The organism is Cupriavidus sp. YAF13 (assembly GCF_052113425.1).
GTDB lineage: Bacteria > Pseudomonadota > Gammaproteobacteria > Burkholderiales > Burkholderiaceae > Cupriavidus.
Genome location: NZ_JBFRDD010000073.1, coordinates 1 through 17,439, shown reverse-complemented (window position 1 = coordinate 17,439; position 17,439 = coordinate 1). Strand labels below are relative to the sequence as shown.

Genomic DNA, 17,439 nt, shown 5'->3' with positions numbered 1-17,439 from the left:
GCGTCATCAGCCATAGCCAGTGCGGCGAGGCTGCCGCACAAACCAAAGACGGAGGCACAGCCTCCGCCTCCCAAACACTCAATAAGCTGCAGCGCTTATTCGCGGACCGTCTTCTGGAAACGCTCCAGCAATTCATTGCCGCGCGCAACCGCCGAATCCAGTGCCTCCTTAGGTTGCTTCTTGCCGGTCCACACCGCTTCAAGCTCTTCGTCGATCACCGTACGGATCTGCGGGAAGTTGCCCAGGCGGATGCCGCGCGACTTGTCGGTGGTCTTGACGATCATCTGCTTGACCGCCACGTCTGCGCCGGGGTTCTTCTCATAGAAGCCCGATTTCTTGGTGAGTTCGTAGGCTGCCGTCGTCACCGGCAGGTAGCCGGTCGACTGGTGCCAGTCGGCCTGCACCTCGGGGCGCGACAGATAGGTGAAGAACTTGGCTACGCCCTTGTACTCCTCGGCCTTCTTGCCGCCCATCACCCACAACGAAGCGCCGCCGATAATGGTGTTTTGCGGGGCGCCCGGCACGCCTTGCTCGTACGGCAGCTGCGCCACGGTGAAATCGAACTTGGCGTTCTTGCGGATATTCGCCAGCGCCGCCGAGGAACCGGTCAGCATGGCGCACTGGCCGGCAATAAACTTTGCCTTCGGCTCGTCCTTGCGGCCGCCGTAGACAAAGTAGCCCTTCTGCTGCATGTCGAGCAGGTTGGCAATATGCTTGACGTGCAGCGGCGAATTGAACACCAGGCGCGCGCCCGTGCCACCGAAACCATTGTTCTCGGTGGCGAACAAAACGTTGTGCCAGGCCGAGAAGCTTTCCAGCTGCACCCACGACTGCCAGTCGGTGGTGTAACCGCAAGAGATGCCGGCAGCCTTGAGCTTGGCGGAATCGGTGGCCACCTCTTGCCAGGTCACGGGCGGCTTGTTCGGATCCAGCCCGGCCTTCTTGAAGGCGTCCTTGTTGTAATACATCACCGTGGTGGAGCTATTGAACGGGAACGACAGCATCTCACCCTTGTTCGAGGTGTAGTAGCCAGCCACCGCCGGGATGTACATCTTGGCATCGAACTTCTCGCCAGCGTCCTTCATGACCGTTGCCACCGGCTTGATGGCACCCTTGGCGCTCATCATGGTAGCCGTACCCACCTCGAAGACCTGCAGAATCGCCGGCGCGTTGCCCGAGCGGAAGGCAGCGATGCCCGCGGCCAGCGACTCGTCGTACTGGCCCTTGTAGATCGGTACGATCTTGTAGTCGGACTGGCTGGCATTGAACTGCGTGGCGATCGCGTTCACCTTCTCGTTGAGCGCACCTTCCATCGAATGCCACCACTGGATCTCGACGGCGGCATTGGCCGATCCTGCGCCGGCCAGCATGGCAAAGGCGGCCAGGGTCAACGCGGTACGTTTTACGGTCATGGAAATCTCTCCTGTTCTATCTTGTGGCATTGGACAAAAATCGTCCGACTGTATGCAGTTTTTGTGACAGGCGGATGTTACCCCGCCTTGTTGGATTGGAAAACCGGGCATTTCCACTAAATTACAATAATATGACAACGATTTATCGGCAGCTTGACAGGGTAGAATCTCGCGCTATGCAAGCCATACAAAGCCTTCCTGCCCCGGCACTGCGCCGGATTCGCGGCGTACTGACCGATATCGACGGCACCATCACCACCGACGGCAGGCTGCCGGCGGCCACCTACCTGGCGCTCGACCGCCTCAAGGCAGCCGGGCTGCACGTGATCCCGGTCACGGGACGCTGCATCGCCTGGGCCGAGATCCTGACGCGGTTATGGCCGGTGGACGCCATCATCGGCGAGAACGGCGCCTTCTACTCGCACCTGCGCGCGGGCAAGCTGGTGACCCGCTACCTGGACGATGCCACCACCCGGGCCGACAACCTGGCGCGCATCCACGCGCTTGGCAAGCGCATCGTGCAAGAGGTACCAGGCTGCGCGCTGGCCTCTGACCAAGCCTGGCACGCCGCCGACCTGGCCGTCGACCACGCCGAGGACGTCGCCCCCCTGCCGCCCGCCGCGGTTGAGCGCATTGCCGGGCTGATGCGGGAAGCCGGCATGACCGCCACGGTCTCGTCCATTCACGTCAACGGCTGGTTCGGGGATCATGACAAGCTCAGCATGAGCCGTTTGTGCGCTGCGGAATTGCTGGGCGCCGACCTGGATGCCGAGCGGGAGGAGTGGTTGTTTATCGGCGACTCCGCGAACGACGCCAGCATGTTTGCCCATTTCCCGCTGTCGGTCGGGGTGGCCAACATCCGTGACATCCTGCCGCAGTTGCCGGCAAAGCCCGCCTATATCACCGAGGCAGCCTGCGGCGAGGGCTTCGCGGAAATGGCCGAGCTTCTGCTGGCCGCGCGCGGCTGACCTGCCAATGGCGCGCCGCCAATAAAAAAAACAGCCGGGCAAGCCCGGCTGTTTTTTTATGCGCTGCAACAACGGCCAGGAGCCGATTCAATCGAAGCCCAGCTCCTGCAGCTTGCGCGTGATGGTATTGCGGCCAATGCCCAGGCGCGTGGCCGCCTCGACGCGGCGTCCGCGGGTGACGCCCAGCGCAGCCTCCAGCACGGCCTTCTCGAAACGCCGCGTCAGCGCGTCCATGACTTCCGGCTGGCCGGACTCCAGCATGGCGCGGGCTTCCCCCGCCAGCAGGTGCTCCCAGCCGGCCAGCGCGCTGGCCGCAGCCGAGCGGCCGGCGTAAGCCAGCGCGGTATCTGGCTCCGCGCCCAGGGTGGAAGGCGCGGCGCCGTAGTCGACGGCGTCATGGCCGTCGGCATCGTCCGCCCTGCCCTCTGCCCGGAACTCCGCCTGGCGCGCCGCGCCGGCACCGCCGCCCGGCGCCGTGCCGGTGCCGATCATCTCGGCCGGCATGTCCTTGACCTCGATGGTCTGCGCAGGCGCCATCACGGTCAGCCAGTTGCACAGGTTCTCCAGCTGACGCACGTTGCCGGGGAACGGCAGCGTGCCAACATAGGCCAGCGCCTCGTCCGACATGCGCTTGGGCTCCACGCCCAGTTCCTTGGCACTCTTCTGCAGGAAATGACGCGCCAGCAGCGTGATGTCTTCCGGGCGTTCGCGCAGCGGCGGCAGGCGCAGGCGGATCACGTTGAGGCGGTGGAACAAGTCCTCGCGGAACAGCCCTTCCTTGACGCGCGTTTCCAGGTTCTGGTGGGTAGCGGCAATTACCCGCACATTGGCGCGCAGCGGGTTGTGGCCGCCCACGCGGTAGAAGTTGCCATCCGACAGCACACGCAGCAAGCGCGTCTGCAGGTCGAACGGCATGTCGCCGATTTCGTCGAGGAACAGCGTGCCGCCCTCGGCCTGCTCGAAGCGGCCGCGGCGCATGGTCTGTGCGCCGGTAAAGGCGCCGCGCTCATGGCCGAACAGCTCCGACTCCAGCAAGTCCTTCGGAATGGCCGCGGTATTGAGGGCGATAAAGGGCCCGTTGGCACGCGGGCTGTGCTTGTGCAGCGCCTGCGCCACCAGTTCCTTGCCGGTACCGGACTCGCCGGTGATCAGCACCGTCACGTTCGATTGCGACAGGCGACCGATGGCGCGGAACACGTCCTGCATGGCTGGCGCCTGGCCGAGGATTTCGGGCGCGTCGACCAGGCGGTCTTCGAGCTCCTCCTCGCGCAGGCTTTCCTGCAGCGCGCGGCGGATCAGCTCGACCGCCTTATCCACATCGAAGGGCTTGGCCAGGTACTCGAAGGCGCCGCCCTGGAAGGCCGCTACCGCGCTATCCAGGTCGGAGTACGCCGTCATCACGATGACGGGCAGCCCCGGATGCCGTGCCTTGAGCGCTTGCAGCAGGTCCAGCCCCGAGCCACCCGGCATGCGGATATCGGAGATCAGGACCTGTGGTTCGTCGTCTTCCAGCGCGGCCAGTACATCGCGCACGTTCGTGAAGCTGCGTGAGAGCAGGCTTTCGCGGGCGAGGGCCTTCTCAAGAACCCAGCGGATTGATTGATCGTCGTCGACTATCCAGATCGGCTTCATGTGCGTCGCTTGTCTGCTCGGTGTCATTTGGTCTTCCGTGAACCTGGCCGCACACCGCCGGCAAGCCGGTCGGCAGCAATCATTGGGGCAGTTCCAATTGCTGTCGCCGATGCGATCAATGCAGGGGCAGCAGGATACGGAAGTCGGTACAGCCCGGCCGGCTCTCGCATTCGATCAAGCCCTCGTGCTGCTGCACGAAGGTTTGAGCGAGTGTGAGACCGAGGCCGCTACCGCCATCCCTGCCCGACACCAGCGGGTAGAAGATGCGTTCGCGGATATCCTCGGGGATGCCCGGACCGTTATCAATGACATGCAAGTCCAATGCCAGCTTGAACAATCGCTTCGCTATGGTTACCTGGCGGGCCACCCGGGTCCGCAGGATGATCTGCGCATCGCCCCGCGCCACGCGCTCCGCAAGCGCCTGGGCAGCGTTGTGGACGATGTTGAGCACGGCCTGGATCAACTGCTCCATGTCGCCGCGCAGGTCTGGCAGGCTCGCGTCGTAGTCGCGCACGATATCCAGCCCGGAAGGGAATTCGGCCAGCACCACCGAGCGCACGCGCTCCAGCACCTCGTGGATGTTGAGGTCGGACACGATGTGCGGATGGCGGTGCGGCTCCAGCAGGCGGTCCACCAGCGTCTGCAGGCGGTCCGACTCCTTGATGATGACCTGGGTGTACTCCCGCAACGAACGGTCAGGCAACTCGAATTCGAGCAATTGCGCCGCGCCGCGGATGCCGCCCAGCGGGTTCTTGATCTCATGCGCCAGATTGCGGATGAGCTCCTTGTTGGCCGAGGTCAGGTCAAGGATGCGCTCCTCGCGGTCGCTGCGTACCTTTTGCTCGTTGGGCAGCACTTCCACCAGGACCGTGTCGGCCGTGGCATCCAGCGCGCCAATCACCACGTGCGCATGCATCGGCTCCTGCAGGGGCGGATGCAGTATCACATCCTGCCGGCGCGCATCGAACTGCCGTGAGATCACGGTCTCGATCATGCTGCCGAGCTCTTCCGAGGCACCGAACAGGTCTGCCAGCGACAGCTCCACCATGGCTTTGCGCGACACCGCGAAGCTGGCCTCGGCGGCGGGATTGGCGTAGACGATGCGCAGGCCGGGCTGGCGCACCAGCAACACGGGGTTGGCGACCACGTCCAGCCCCTGGTGGTAGGACACATCGCCCAATGGCAGCACCGTGGCTCCATCCTCGGCCGGCGTGCCAGCCCCGGCCGAAGCCACCTTGCGCGAGACGCTGCGAATCAGGCGACGCATAGTGCTAGTCCTTCAAATTGGAGAGTTCGCGCCGCAGCGATGCGGCATTGGCCTCGCCACGCGCGATGTCGTCACGCAGCGTGGCGGTGCGGTCGAGGTACTTCTGGTAGTTACGTTCATTGCCCTGGCGCTCGGGCTGGCCGTTGTTGAACTCGGCGCGCAGCGCGGCCAGCTTGGCCTCCTCGCTTTGCAGCTCCTGCTCAAGCACCGCGCGGCGCTCGCCATCGCGGCTTTTCTGGGTCGCGCTGTCCACGCGCGGAAACGCGGTGGGCGCGGTGGCGGGCCCGGCACCCTTGCCTGCCGAAGGGGCGCTCACACGGCCGCCCGGCACCGTCGTGACTTCCGGCAAGCTGAGCCGCTTGCAGCCCTTGCCCCCGTTGCCGTTGCGGTATTCGGGCACGCCGTTGGGGCCAGCGCAGACATAGATGTCCGACTGCGCCGGGGCCGGCCGGCTCCAGCACACCAGCACAAGCGCCAGCATGGCGCAGGCAGCCGCCGATACGTGCATGGAGGCACTGAACCGGTGCATCGGTCGAAGCGAGGAAAGCGGGAATTCGAGCGCGTCCATTGACATCAGCAGGGATGGTGGGAAAGGAGCCCCATTCTAGCGATCAAACCGGCGAACAAAACAAAAAGGGACAGCCGAGGCCGCCCCTTCCTGGTGCAACTGTTGCCCGGTCACAACCTGGCAACGCCTCGCCTTACAGCGAGTAGTACATATCGAACTCGATCGGGTGCGTGGTCATGCGGAAGCGGGTGACTTCTTCCATCTTCAGCTCGATGTAGGCATCGATCATGGAGTTGGAGAAGGCGCCGCCGCGCGTCAGGAACTCGCGGTCGTTGTCGAGGTATTCCAGGGCCTGGTCGAGGCTGTTACACACGGTCGGGATCTTTGCATCCTCTTCCGGCGGCAGGTCGTACAGGTTCTTGTCGGCAGCTTCGCCCGGGTGGATCTTGTTCTGCACGCCGTCCAGCCCAGCCATCAGCAGCGCCGAGAAGCCCAGGTACGGGTTCATCAGGGGATCCGGGAAGCGGGTCTCGATGCGGCGGCCCTTCGGGTTGGCAACGTACGGAATACGGATCGATGCCGAACGGTTGCGAGCCGAGTAAGCCAGCTTGACCGGGGCTTCGAAGCCCGGCACCAGACGCTTGTACGAGTTCGTGCCCGGGTTGGTCAGGGCATTCAGCGCGCGAGCGTGCTTGATGATGCCGCCGATGTAGTACAGCGCGAACTCCGACAGGCCGGCGTAGCCATTGCCTGCGAACAGGTTCTGGCCATCCTTCCATACGGACTGGTGCACGTGCATGCCCGAACCGTTGTCGCCAACGACCGGCTTCGGCATGAAGGTAGCGGTCTTGCCGTAGGTGTGGGCGACGTTCTGGATCACGTACTTTTGCAGCTGGGTCCAGTCGGCGCGCTGCACCAGCGTGCTGAAGCGGGTGCCGATTTCGTTCTGGCCCTGGCCGGCGACTTCGTGGTGGTGCACTTCCACGGGGATGCCCAGCGATTCCAGAATCAGGCACATTTCCGAACGGATGTCCTGGAACGTGTCGATCGGGGCAACGGGGAAGTAGCCGCCCTTCTTGCCCGGACGGTGACCGCTGTTGCCGTGCTCGAATTCCTTGCCCGACGACCACGGTGCTTCTTCCGAGTTGATCTTAACGGAGCAACCCTGCATGTCGATGTTCCACGTCACGCCGTCGAAGATGAAGAACTCGGGTTCCGGGCCAAAGTAGGCGGTGTCGCCCAGGCCGGTGCTCTTCAGGTAAGCCTCGGCGCGCTTGGCGATGGAACGCGGGTCGCGGTCGTAGCCCTTGCCATCCGACGGCTCAACCACGTCGCAGGTCAGGATCAGGGTCGGTTCTTCGTAAAACGGATCGACGTTAGCGGTATTCGGATCSGGCATCAGCAGCATGTCCGAAGCCTCGATACCCTTCCAGCCGGCGATCGACGAACCGTCGAAAGCGTGGCCGCTTTCAAACTTGTCTTCATCGAAGTGCGACACGGGTACCGACACGTGCTGCTCTTTGCCTTTGGTATCGGTGAAACGGAAGTCGACGAACTTGACGTCGTTTTCCTTCACAAGCTTCATCACATCTGCAACGCTGTGGGCCATGCCTATCTCCTGGAAATTCGGCTGAATCTAGAAAAGCCATTCTTGCGTCGACCTCCGCTGTGCAACGCCTCAAAGGCATTTACATCAACACAAAGATCGGCCACGAAAGGGACGAGGAATGTTAGCAGAAAGCATGCCAAGGCAACCCCCTAGTTACCCCTGCGTTCCCGAAAAAAGTGCAGCCAGGCGGCGCGATATGGAGGCCCAGGCGCGTTTCGGGTGCCGCGTATGGCATACGCAAAAATCCGGTCGGCTCCCGCCTCATTCCGGGGACGCCGGCGGCTCTCCCCGGCTCCCGCGAAAATCACCAAAACAGTGCATTTAAACACCTGATCGCACTATTTTTGTGCCAACGCACCAAATTAGAACATTTTGGCGCAAACCGGGCGCCGTTGCCTGCTTGCGGTGCAAGATGCGGCTACCAGGATGCCCGCAGCGCGCGGCCAAGCCAGCGCAACAGATGCCGCTCGCTGCCGTTCGCGGCCAAAGGCCGCCGGCAAGCGCGCGGCGCGCTAGAATATCCGGCAGCCTCTGCCAGATGCCATTTCACCCACCGATTTTGTCACCCAGATGACCACCCGAGACGATCTACTTCAAGCGGCGCGCGAGCGCCAGCAGCAAAACCAACTGCCGTACTTCGGCGCCCTCTCCCCGCAGGAAGCCTTTGCACTGCTGCAGGGCGACCCCACCGCCGTGATGGTGGACGTGCGCACGCAAGCTGAGCTCGACTGGATCGGCGGGCCGGACCTGCCGGAAGCCCAATCGGCGCATGTGGAATGGAGCAGCTATCCGGGCGGTGCACAGAACGCCGCCTTTATCGCACAGCTCAAGGCCCGCGTGCGCGCCGATGTGCCCGTGCTGTTCCTGTGCCGCAGTGCGGCACGCTCCAAGCACGCTGCCCGCGTCGCCACGGAAGCCGGCTATCAGTTCGCCATGGACGTGCTGGAAGGCTTCGAAGGCGCTCGCGACGAGCAGCACCACCGCAAGACCGTGGAAGGCTGGTGCTTCCGCGGCCTGCCCTGGCACGGCGCCTGAAGCTCGGGAACGCGCGAATCGCACAAGACGCACGATACGCATAAATCGCGCAAAAAGGCAAAACGGGACAGCGTGGCTGTCCCGTTTTTTCATTGCATTGGCCACGCCTGCCCCGCGGCTCAGTCCCCTGCAGGATCTCCCGGGCGCCGCGCCGCGACCTCCACCAGTTCGAAGCCCATCGCCTGCACGCCTTCGCGCAGCATGGCATAGGCCGGCTCGATCTGGTCCGCCAGGCCCTTCACGCCCAGGTCGATGTGGCGGCGCGCATAGAGCTCGCCGCGCTTGGCGTCGCCCACCGACGGCAGGCTGAACACGCGAGCGCCCTCGAAGGCGGCCTCGACCCGTTCCATCAGCGGCGTCAGCGTGGATTCCGGCGCCTCGAACACCAGGAACGATCGCTCCACTTGCACCGCCTGATGGAACAGGTAGGAATAGTAGGTATCCAGCACCCATTCCATCATCGGCCACGCCATGACCGGGAAGCCAGGCATGAAATGATGGTCGGCCACGGAAAAACCCGGGATGCGGTTGTAGCTGTTCGGGATGATGCGCGCCCCGGCGGGGAATTCGCCCATCTTGAAGCGATGCTGGTTCTCCGGCAGGCTCAGGTCGGCCTTGGCGGGATCGCCCGCCGCGGTCTCCGCGATCCGCAAGGCGATCTGTTCGCGGGCGTCCGGATGCAGTGCCAGCGGCACGCCGAGCGCGGCCGCGGCGCACTGCCGGGTGTGGTCATCGGGCGTGGCGCCGATGCCGCCTGTGCAGAACACCACATCGTTGCCCGCGAACGTACGGCGCAGCGTGGCGGTGATGCGCGCGCGCTCGTCGCCCACGTATTCCGCCCAGTCCAGCGCCAGCCCGCGCGCCGCCAGCAGTTCGATGGCACGGCGCATATGCTTGTCTTCGCGCCGCCCCGACAGAATCTCGTCACCAATGACGATCAGGCCGAAACCCATGATGCCCTCGCTTCAGGATTGTTCAATGCGCCGCACATCGGACGGCGCCAGGTCGATAACATCCGCCACCGGCGCCGCCGCGGCTGCCGCAGCAGCGCGCTCGGCGCGCAATTGCTCCAGCGCGCGCAGGCAGAAATGGCCAAACCACAGCGCCGAGAAAATAAAGATCAGCACATACAGCCACAGCGTGCCCGCGAGCACGAACGGGAACAGGAAAATCAGCGCGGCCGAAGCCACCCAGATCAGCGTCGGCGCCGAGCCCAGCAGGCCCACCGCCACGCCAATGGTAAGCAACGCCATGCGATGGCGCTTCATCAGCGTCTTGCGCTCCTCTGGCGTGGCATGCTGCGCGAGCGCGTCGTAGGTCATCACGCGATAGGTCAGCCAGCCCCACAGCAAGGGCGGGATCAAGGCGAAGAAAGGCGGGATCAGCCACAGCGGCAGCGTCACCAGCGCCAGCAGCAGAAACACCATGGTGCTGCCCAGCGCCTGGAACACACTGCCCAGCATGCTGCCACCCTTGGCCTTGACCAGGTCCGGATAGCTGCGCTCCAGGTGCCGCACCGCGGCAGGCACCGAGAACAAGCTGATAAAGACCAGCATGGAAGCAATCACCAGCGGGATCATCAGCGCGATCACAAACAGCGGCGCCACCACCGTGCGCAGGGACTGCAGGCCGAACCAGTCGAGCGCGCCATAGATCCAGCTGGTCAGCACCGACGTCTCGAGCACGCCGCGCGCAGCTGTCATGATCGGCTCCCACCCCCACAGCAGCAGGCCACCCCACAGCCCGGTGGCGAGCAGGAAGGGAATGACGGTCAGCATCAGCATGCGCGGATGCAGCTGGCTGATCAGGGCACGGCCTAGCGCGCGAAAAATATCGTTCATGCAGTAAATTGGGGTTCCACAAAGGCGGGGACAACTAGACTAGCACACGTCATAAGTGCCGCGGGAGACGCGTGCGCCGCTAGCGCAAGATGGCAGGGCGCGGGAGCGCGCCTTGCGCGGGAATGCGCGCTGCCGGGGCTGCCACGGCAGGCGCCCCGCCGCTTCAGCCGAGCCGCAACAGTCGCTTGATCCCGTACCACTGCTGAGACAGGAAGCCAGCGCCGTAGTCGCGCCCCTTGCCTGCCGGCGGCGGCATCTGGTCGCGCACACCGGTGGGGTAGTAGGCGTCGGTAAACACAGCGGTGCGGAACAACATGTCCCACCAGGGAAAGATCACGCCGTAGTTGCATCCGCCCAGCTTGGTGGGCCGGCCGATGGTTTCGTGGCCGACGCCAACCGCATGATGGGTGCGGTGAAAGCGCGGCGAGACCAGAAGCCGCTCGCCCAACGTGCCGAAGTGCAGGCGCAGGTTGGCATGCTGCAAGCTCTGCAGCAGTTGCGACAGCGCCACCAGCAGCACGTACTGGGAAGGCTCCACGCCCACCGCCAGCGCCGCCACCGCAAACACCACGTCGCGCAGCATGTCGTCGAGCAGGTGGTTGCGGTTATCGCTCCATAGCGTCATCTGGCGCTGGCTGTGATGCAGCGAATGCAGGCTCCACCACCAGCGGTAGGTATGCGAGAGGCGGTGGTACCAGTAGTCGAGCAGGTCGAACAGCAGCAGGTAGATAAAGAAGCTGACCAGCGGGATCGACGTCACCGCCGGCCACCAGTCTTCCACATTGACCCGCTGCCAGCCGAGCAGGCGCAGATGCCCTTCCAGCCCGTCCATCAGCGGACCGAGCAGGAAGAACATGGCCAGCCGGAACAGGCCGAGGCGATGCACGACGGTGTAGAGGATGTCGGCGCGAATGGCGGCGCGGTCGGTCACGGCTTCGACCGGGCGCAGCTTTTCCAGCGGCCCGAGGATCAGCACCATCACCACGATCTGCACCAGCCCGACCAGCAGCCATTCGGTGCCGGTGAAGGCGTCCTCGGCATAGCCGCCCAGCCCAAGCTGGTAGACCACAGGCAGGATCACGTCCTGGAACAGCGTGGCTTCAATCTGGCCGATCCAGCCGTTGAGCAGGTCAAGCATCAGCGGCTCCCGGCTGGTTGCCCAGCCACCACCGCGGACTGCCCGCGCAGCCAGTCACGATAGGCGGGATGCTCGCGCAGCGTGGCGAAGCAGAAGCCCTTCTGCTCCAGGCCGCCGATCAGCGGTTCGAGCACGCCGGGCGCCCAGGGGTCCTTGCGCGACCAGATGCCGAGGTGCGCCATGGCGATGTCGCCATCGCGCAGCCCGCGCAATGCGCGCTCCAGCAGCACCTTGTTCGGGAAACGCTCGGACGAAAGCTCGTCACCCAGGAAGCCGGCCGGCGCCCAGGCCACGTGCTTGAACCCGCACTGCTCGGCCCATTGCAGCGTCTGCGGCGCGGTATGGCCGCCCGGTGCCCGCCACAGTGGCGACATGGTCGCGCCGCTGAGGTGCTTCAGCGCCTGCGCGCTGCGGTTCAGCTCGCTGCAAAAGCTTTGCTGGTCCATCACCACGTCCTGCCCCGCATGTGCGCCGAACTGCGGCCGCATGGTGACCTTGCCGTCGCGTACGCCGCGCAGGTAGACGTGATCGAACGTGTGGCTGCCAAAAACATGGCCATCGGCGGCCAGCGTCTTCCAGTACGCGGCCCAGCCCGGGTCGAGCGAGCTGTCCTTGTCGACGGTGGGTTCGTTGGCGAGGAAGAACGTGGCCTTGATATGGTGCCGGCGCAGCGTATCGGCGATCAGCGCCGCCTGGCTCATGCTACCGGTATCGAAGGTCAGGTAGAGCGTGCCGGCGCGGCAGGCCTGGGGCGCGGCGGCAGGCACCGCGCCCGCCGAACTGGCCGGCCCGGCGGCCAGCGCCAGTCCGGTGGCTGCAAGCCCGGCAGCCACCGCGCGGACCAAAGCGCGGGGCAACCGGGACTGCGAATGCTTGCTCATGATGCCTGTCCTGATTTCCTGTGACTGCATTGGAGTGGCGGCGGCCATACTAGTTCGATGCCGCGCCCGCCATGGCGTTCCCGGACGGGCGCCCTCTCTCAATAAAGCGGTGCGCGGGTACGGAAATAAATGCCGTGCGGCGAGCGGCCCACGCGGATGGTCTTGACCAGCTTGCGGCTGGCCACGTCGATCAGGCCCACCGAACGCGCCCAGCGGAAGCTCACCCACAAGGTCTTGCCGTCGGCGGTCAGCTCCATGTCATCGGGGCCAGCCGGCAGGCCGGTGATGTCGCCAACCTTGGTCAGGGTCTGCTGGTCGACGATGCTGATAGTCCCGGAGACCCGGTTGGACAAGAACAGATGGCGCTTGTCGCCCACTGCGCGGAAATTGTGCGCGCCCTTGCCGGTCTGGATCTGCTTGACCACGGTGCGGGTATGCCAGTCGATCACGGCGACATAATCGGCGCCGGTCATGCCCACCAGCAGGTATTTCTGGTCCGGCGTAACCCACACGCCCGCCGGCGCCGAGCCGGCGTTCATGCGCCACATCACGGTCTGCGTAGGCAGGTCGATGGCGACCACCTCGTTGGAGTCCTGCAGCGTGACGAAGGCAACACGGCTGTCGGCGGTAAAGGCGATATGGCTCGGCGTCTTGGCCAGCGGCAGTTGCTTGGCGATCTTGAGCGCCTTGCCGTCCCAGCGATACACGTCGACGCGATCAAGGCGGTTGCCCGTGGTCAGGAACCACTTCTGGTCGGGCGAGAAGCCGATCTGGTAGGGATCGTCGATATTGGCCACGCGCTGCTGGACCTTGCCGGTGACCGGGTCGAGGAACACGAGGTCGTTGCCGACCGCATTGGCAACGATCAGCGATTTGTCGTCGGGCGTGGCGATCAGGTGGTGCGGCTCCTTCCCGACCGGGAACGTCTCCAGCACCTTCTGGGTGTCCTTGTCGATCAAGGTGACGGTAGCATCACCAGAATTGAGCACCACCACCACTTCCGCCAACGCCGGCGCCGCTACCATCCCCAGGGCCAGGGTGCCGATGGCGGCAAACCCGGAAACTACACGACGCAATGCGAGCATAAGACTGTTAAACAATGACTTAATCGATCATTCTAACGTTTTCGGACTGCGATCCGATGACCTAGCGCAACAAACTAACAATTGGTCACACTCTCCACACGGGGGGTAGCGTTCGCGCGAAAGGCTGGCAACCCTGACTTCAGCGCTGCATCGCTTCCCACACCTTTTGCAGACGCTTGACCGACATCGGCACGGGCGTGCGCAACTCTTGCGCGAACAGCGCCACACGGAGCTCTTCCAGCATCCAGCGGAACTCGTCCAGGCGCGCGTCTTCCACGCCCCGCCCCTGCTGCCGCAACTGCGTCTCGGCCCGCTGCCATTGCTGCAGCAGCGGCGTAATTTCCTGCAGCCGCTGGGTGTCGCGCGCCGGATCGCCCTTGATCTTGTCGATGCGCATGGCGATGCCTTTCAGGTAGCGCGGGAAATGCACCAGTTGCAGGTAAGGCGTATCGGCCACAAAGCTCTTGCCCATCAGCCGCGTCAGCTGCGCCTGCATATCGGCATGCGCCGCGGCGAACGGCTTGGCCTGGATCAGCTTGCGCGGCAGCGTCGCGTACTCGGCCAGCACTGCCCCTACCAGCCGGGCGATCTCCTGCGCCAGCAGGCTCAGGCGTGAACGCCCTTCTTCCTTGCGGGCGGCAAACTCAGCCTCGTTGCGCGGCAGCGGCGCCTGCAAGCAGGCCCGCTCCAGCGCCAGCATCACGATCTGGTCGCGCAACATCTCCTGCGTGCCCAGCGTCATGTACTGCATCGCCATCTGCTGCATGCCGGGGATGTTCTTCTCCAGGAACTTCACCTGCTCGCGCAACTGCAACGCAAACAGGCGGCGCAGCCCGGCTTGATGGATGCGCGCGGCTTCCTGCGGATCGTCGAAGACCTCCACGTCGCAATGCGTGGCGTGGTCGACCAGCGCAGGATAGCCATACAGCGTCTGGTTGCCCTTGCGGACCTCCAGCAGCTCGGGCAGTTCGCCGAAGGACCAGCTGGTCAGGTTCTCGTATTGCCCCGCCTCGGCCGCCGGCACATCGCGCGCGGCGATGTTCTGGAACGACTGCTGCGCCTGCCCGCCAAACTCGGCACGCAACTGCGCCAGGTTGCGGCCCATGTCCAGTTGCCGGCCATGCTCGTCCACCACCTTGAAGTTCATGGCGTGGTGGGCGGGCAAGGTTTCCAGCTTGAAGTCGGCGCGCTTGACCATGGTGCCGGTCTGCTCCCGGATGTCGGCAATCAGCACGTCCAGCAACTCGCCCTCGCCAAAGGCATTGCGATCGACGAAGCCCGCCGCGTAATCCGGCAGCGGCACGCAATGGCGGCGCAGCTTCTGCGGCAGCGACTTGAGCAGCAGGTGCACCTTCTCCTTGACCATGCCCGGCACCAGCCAGTCTGCGCGCTCCTGGCGCACCTGGTTGAGCGCGTACAGCGGCACCGTCAGCGTCACGCCATCGCGATGGCTGCCGGGCTCGAAGTGGTACGTCAGCGACATATCCACGCCCGCCACCGGCATCAGCTTGGGGAACAGGTCGGTGGTGATGCCAGCTGCCTCGTGGCGCATCAGCTCCTCGCGGTTCAGGTAAAGCAGCTTGCGCTCGCGCGCGCTCTCAGCCTGGTACCACTGCTCGAAGGTGGCCTGCTGGTGAATCTCGGCGGGAATCAGGCGATCGTAGAACGCGAAGATCAGCTCATCGTCGACCAGAACGTCCTGGCGGCGCGCCTTGTGCTCCAGGTTTTCGATCTCGCGCGTGAGGCGCTGGTTATGGGCAAAGAACGGCAGCTTGGTATCGAACTCGCCTTCCACCAGCCCGCGGCGGATAAACAGCTCGCGCGCCTCGGCCGGGTTCATCGGCCCGTAGTGCACGCGCCGGTGCTGGTAGACCACCAGCCCGTACAGCGTGGCGCGTTCCATCGCCATCACCTGGCCGGATTTCTTCTCCCAGTGCGGATCGCTCCAGCTAACGCGGAGCAAATGGCGGCCGACCTGCTCCAGCCATTCAGGCTCGATCTTGGCCAGCGTGCGCGCAAACAGCCGGCTGGTCTCGATCAGCTCGGCGCCGATGATCCAGCGGCCAACCTTGCGCGCGATCAGCGAGCCGGGCCACAGGTGGAACTTGATGCCGCGTGCGCCCAGGTACTCGCGCCCGCGTCCGTCAGCGTCTTCGATCTTGCAACCTACGTTGCCGAGCAACCCCGTGAGCAGCGCCTTGTGCACCTGCTCATAGGTGGGCTCGCTCTCGTTGAGCTTCCAGCCCTGCTCGGTGACGGTAGTCAGCAGCTGCGAATGCACGTCGCGCCATTCGCGCAGGCGCACATGCGACAGGAAACTGGCGCGGCACTGGTCCTGCAGCTGGCGGTTGGTCTTCTTGTGCGCCACCGCGTCCTCGAACCACTTCCACATCTTGACCCAGCCCAGGAACTCGGAGCGCTCGTCCATGAACTTGCGGTGGGCCTGGTCGGCGGCTTCCTGCGCCTCCTGCGGACGATCGCGCGGATCCTGCACCGACAGCGCGCTGGCGATGATCAGCACCTCGCGCAAGCAATGGTGCTCGCGCGCAGCCAGCGTCATGCGGGCCACGCGGGGGTCCAGTGGCAGGCGGGCCAGCTGACGGCCGACCTGGGTCAGCGCGTTGGCGTCGTCGCCCACGCTTTCCACCGCACCCAGCTCCTGCAGCAGCTGGTAGCCGTCGGCAATGGCCCGGCCCAGCGGCGGCTCGATAAAGGGGAATTCCTCGATCGCCGTCAGCTTTAGCGCCTTCATGCGCAAGATCACCGCGGCCAGCGACGAACGCAGGATTTCCGGATCGGTAAAGCGCGCCCGGCTGGTGAAATCGGCCTCCTCGTACAACCGGATGCACACGCCGTCTGCCACCCGGCCGCAGCGCCCGGCGCGCTGGTTGGCGGCGGCCTGCGAGATCGCCTCGATCTGCAGCTGCTCGACCTTGTTGCGGTAGGAATAGCGCTTGACCCGCGCCATCCCGGTATCCACCACGTAGCGGATGCCCGGCACGGTCAGCGAGGTTTCGGCCACGTTGGTGGCCAGCACGATGCGCCGCGCGTTGGAGGGCCGGAATACCCGTTCCTGCTCCTGCACCGACAAGCGCGCGAACAGGGGCAGGATCTCGGTATGCGGCGGATGGTGCTTGCGCAGCGCCTCGGCAGCCTCGCGAATTTCGCGCTCGCCGGGCAGGAACACCAGCACATCGCCCGGGCCGAGCCGGCACAGCTCGTCCACCGCTTCGACGATGCCGTCGAACAAGTCGCGATCTTTCGATTGCGCGGACTTGGGCGCGCCCTCGCCCGGCGCCGGCTTGTCCTTCTCGATCGGCCGGTAGCGGATTTCCACCGGATACAGGCGCCCGCTGACCTCAATCACCGGCGCGGGCTTGCCGCCCTGCGCAAAGTGCTCGGCAAAGCGGTTGGCGTCGATGGTGGCCGAGGTGATGACCAGCTTCAAGTCTGGCCGCTTCGGCAGGATCTCCTTCAGGTAGCCGATCAGGAAATCGATATTGAGGCTGCGTTCGTGCGCCTCGTCGATGATGATGGTGTCGTAGGCGCGCAGCAGCGGATCGTTCTGCGTCTCGGCCAGCAAGATGCCGTCGGTCATCAGCTTGACCGACGCGCCCGCCGACATGGTGTCATTGAAACGCACCTGGTAGCCCACGTGCTCGCCGAGCGGCGTGCCGATCTCCTGCGCGATGCGCTTGGCCGTGGAGGTGGCGGCGATCCGGCGTGGCTGCGTGTGGCCGATCAGGCCGCCGCTGCCGTCAGCGCCCGGGCCGCGCCCGATCGACAGGCAGATCTTGGGCAACTGGGTGGTTTTGCCTGAGCCGGTTTCGCCGGAGACGATCACCACCTGGTTGGCCAGCAGCGCCTGCGCGATCTCCTCGCGGCGGCCGGATACCGGCAACGCCTCGGGGAAGGTGATGGGCGGGAGCGGGTTGGCCTGGCGCACCGGGCGGCGTGCCTCGCGGGGCGCCCGCTCGGTGCGCTCGGTGCGCTCGGTGCGCTCCGGGCGCGGCGGCCGGGGCGTGCCGTTTGCCGGCTGCGGCCTGGCTTGCCGGGCCTGGCC

At 65.0% G+C, this 17,439-nt stretch carries 13 protein-coding genes; 2 read left to right on the top strand and 11 right to left on the bottom strand.

Going from position 1 to position 17,439, the window contains the following annotated elements; all coding sequences use genetic code 11:
* Nucleotides 1–95: 95 nt before the first annotated feature.
* On the bottom strand, nt 96–1,412 hold the full coding sequence (gene ugpB, locus AB4061_RS36310) for a sn-glycerol-3-phosphate ABC transporter substrate-binding protein UgpB (RefSeq protein ID WP_174423279.1): 1,317 nt from the start codon (nt 1,410–1,412) through the stop codon (nt 96–98).
* 176 nt (nt 1,413–1,588) lie between these two features.
* On the opposite strand from ugpB, the gene AB4061_RS36305 reads away from it, so the two are divergent.
* Nucleotides 1,589–2,380 carry an HAD-IIB family hydrolase gene (locus AB4061_RS36305; RefSeq protein WP_441640960.1) on the top strand — a complete coding sequence of 264 codons (792 nt, stop codon included), beginning with the start codon at nt 1,589–1,591 and terminating at the stop codon, nt 2,378–2,380.
* Between the two features lie 87 nt (nt 2,381–2,467).
* On the opposite strand, the gene ntrC is transcribed toward AB4061_RS36305, so the two are convergent.
* The 4 genes from ntrC to AB4061_RS36285 all read right to left on the bottom strand — a co-directional run bounded on the left by ntrC (nt 2,468) and on the right by AB4061_RS36285 (nt 7,396).
* The gene (gene ntrC, locus AB4061_RS36300; RefSeq protein WP_441640973.1) at nt 2,468–4,012 is read right to left on the bottom strand and encodes a nitrogen regulation protein NR(I); all 1,545 of its coding nucleotides are present in this window, start codon (nt 4,010–4,012) and stop codon (nt 2,468–2,470) included.
* Between the two features lie 115 nt (nt 4,013–4,127).
* Nucleotides 4,128–5,279 carry a nitrogen regulation protein NR(II) gene (glnL, locus tag AB4061_RS36295; protein ID WP_441640959.1) on the bottom strand — a complete coding sequence of 384 codons (1,152 nt, stop codon included), beginning with the start codon at nt 5,277–5,279 and terminating at the stop codon, nt 4,128–4,130.
* A 4-nt stretch (nt 5,280–5,283) separates the two neighbouring features.
* Nucleotides 5,284–5,847 carry a DUF4124 domain-containing protein gene (locus tag AB4061_RS36290; RefSeq protein WP_441640958.1) on the bottom strand — a complete coding sequence of 188 codons (564 nt, stop codon included), beginning with the start codon at nt 5,845–5,847 and terminating at the stop codon, nt 5,284–5,286.
* Between the two features lie 133 nt (nt 5,848–5,980).
* Complete coding sequence (locus AB4061_RS36285; RefSeq protein ID WP_441640957.1) at nt 5,981–7,396, bottom strand: 3-hydroxylaminophenol mutase; 1,416 nt, start codon at nt 7,394–7,396, stop codon at nt 5,981–5,983.
* A 570-nt stretch (nt 7,397–7,966) separates the two neighbouring features.
* Between AB4061_RS36285 and AB4061_RS36280 the strand changes: the two genes are divergently transcribed.
* Entirely contained in the window at nt 7,967–8,431 is a 465-nt protein-coding gene (locus AB4061_RS36280; protein WP_441640956.1) for a rhodanese-like domain-containing protein, read from the top strand.
* 119 nt (nt 8,432–8,550) lie between these two features.
* Here AB4061_RS36280 and AB4061_RS36275 read toward each other — a convergent pair whose 3' ends face one another.
* From AB4061_RS36275 to hrpA, 6 genes are all read right to left on the bottom strand, one after another.
* A complete protein-coding gene (locus AB4061_RS36275; RefSeq protein WP_441640955.1) occupies nt 8,551–9,384 on the bottom strand; it encodes a competence/damage-inducible protein A in 834 nt (277 codons plus the stop codon).
* A 12-nt stretch (nt 9,385–9,396) separates the two neighbouring features.
* Nucleotides 9,397–10,272, bottom strand: a complete 876-nt coding sequence (locus tag AB4061_RS36270) for an EI24 domain-containing protein (protein WP_441640954.1) — start codon at nt 10,270–10,272, stop codon at nt 9,397–9,399.
* Between the two features lie 163 nt (nt 10,273–10,435).
* Nucleotides 10,436–11,410 (bottom strand): sterol desaturase family protein, encoded by a 975-nt coding sequence (locus tag AB4061_RS36265; RefSeq protein ID WP_441640953.1) that lies wholly within the window; start codon nt 11,408–11,410, stop codon nt 10,436–10,438.
* Complete coding sequence (locus tag AB4061_RS36260; RefSeq protein WP_441640952.1) at nt 11,410–12,291, bottom strand: polysaccharide deacetylase family protein; 882 nt, start codon at nt 12,289–12,291, stop codon at nt 11,410–11,412. The genes AB4061_RS36265 and AB4061_RS36260 overlap by 1 nt, the downstream gene beginning before the upstream one ends.
* A 98-nt stretch (nt 12,292–12,389) precedes the next feature.
* Nucleotides 12,390–13,316 carry a YVTN family beta-propeller repeat protein gene (locus AB4061_RS36255; RefSeq protein ID WP_441640972.1) on the bottom strand — a complete coding sequence of 309 codons (927 nt, stop codon included), beginning with the start codon at nt 13,314–13,316 and terminating at the stop codon, nt 12,390–12,392.
* Between the two features lie 199 nt (nt 13,317–13,515).
* Nucleotides 13,516–17,439, bottom strand: a 3,924-nt coding sequence (gene hrpA, locus AB4061_RS36250) for an ATP-dependent RNA helicase HrpA (protein ID WP_441640951.1), incomplete at its 5' end; no start/stop codon positions are given.

Bases quoted from the DNA above. Each gene is read 5' to 3' on its own strand.
- ugpB (WP_174423279.1), bottom strand. From the start codon at position 1,412: ATGACCGTAAAACGTACCGCGTTGACCCTGGCCGCCTTTGCCATGCTG.
- AB4061_RS36305 (WP_441640960.1), top strand. From the start codon at position 1,589: ATGCAAGCCATACAAAGCCTTCCTGCCCCGGCACTGCGCCGGATTCGC.
- ntrC (WP_441640973.1), bottom strand. From the start codon at position 4,012: ATGAAGCCGATCTGGATAGTCGACGACGATCAATCAATCCGCTGGGTT.
- glnL (WP_441640959.1), bottom strand. From the start codon at position 5,279: ATGCGTCGCCTGATTCGCAGCGTCTCGCGCAAGGTGGCTTCGGCCGGG.
- AB4061_RS36290 (WP_441640958.1), bottom strand. From the start codon at position 5,847: ATGGACGCGCTCGAATTCCCGCTTTCCTCGCTTCGACCGATGCACCGG.
- AB4061_RS36280 (WP_441640956.1), top strand. From the start codon at position 7,967: ATGACCACCCGAGACGATCTACTTCAAGCGGCGCGCGAGCGCCAGCAG.
- AB4061_RS36275 (WP_441640955.1), bottom strand. From the start codon at position 9,384: ATGGGTTTCGGCCTGATCGTCATTGGTGACGAGATTCTGTCGGGGCGG.
- AB4061_RS36270 (WP_441640954.1), bottom strand. From the start codon at position 10,272: ATGAACGATATTTTTCGCGCGCTAGGCCGTGCCCTGATCAGCCAGCTG.
- AB4061_RS36265 (WP_441640953.1), bottom strand. From the start codon at position 11,410: ATGCTTGACCTGCTCAACGGCTGGATCGGCCAGATTGAAGCCACGCTG.
- AB4061_RS36260 (WP_441640952.1), bottom strand. From the start codon at position 12,291: ATGAGCAAGCATTCGCAGTCCCGGTTGCCCCGCGCTTTGGTCCGCGCG.
- AB4061_RS36255 (WP_441640972.1), bottom strand. From the start codon at position 13,316: ATGGTAGCGGCGCCGGCGTTGGCGGAAGTGGTGGTGGTGCTCAATTCT.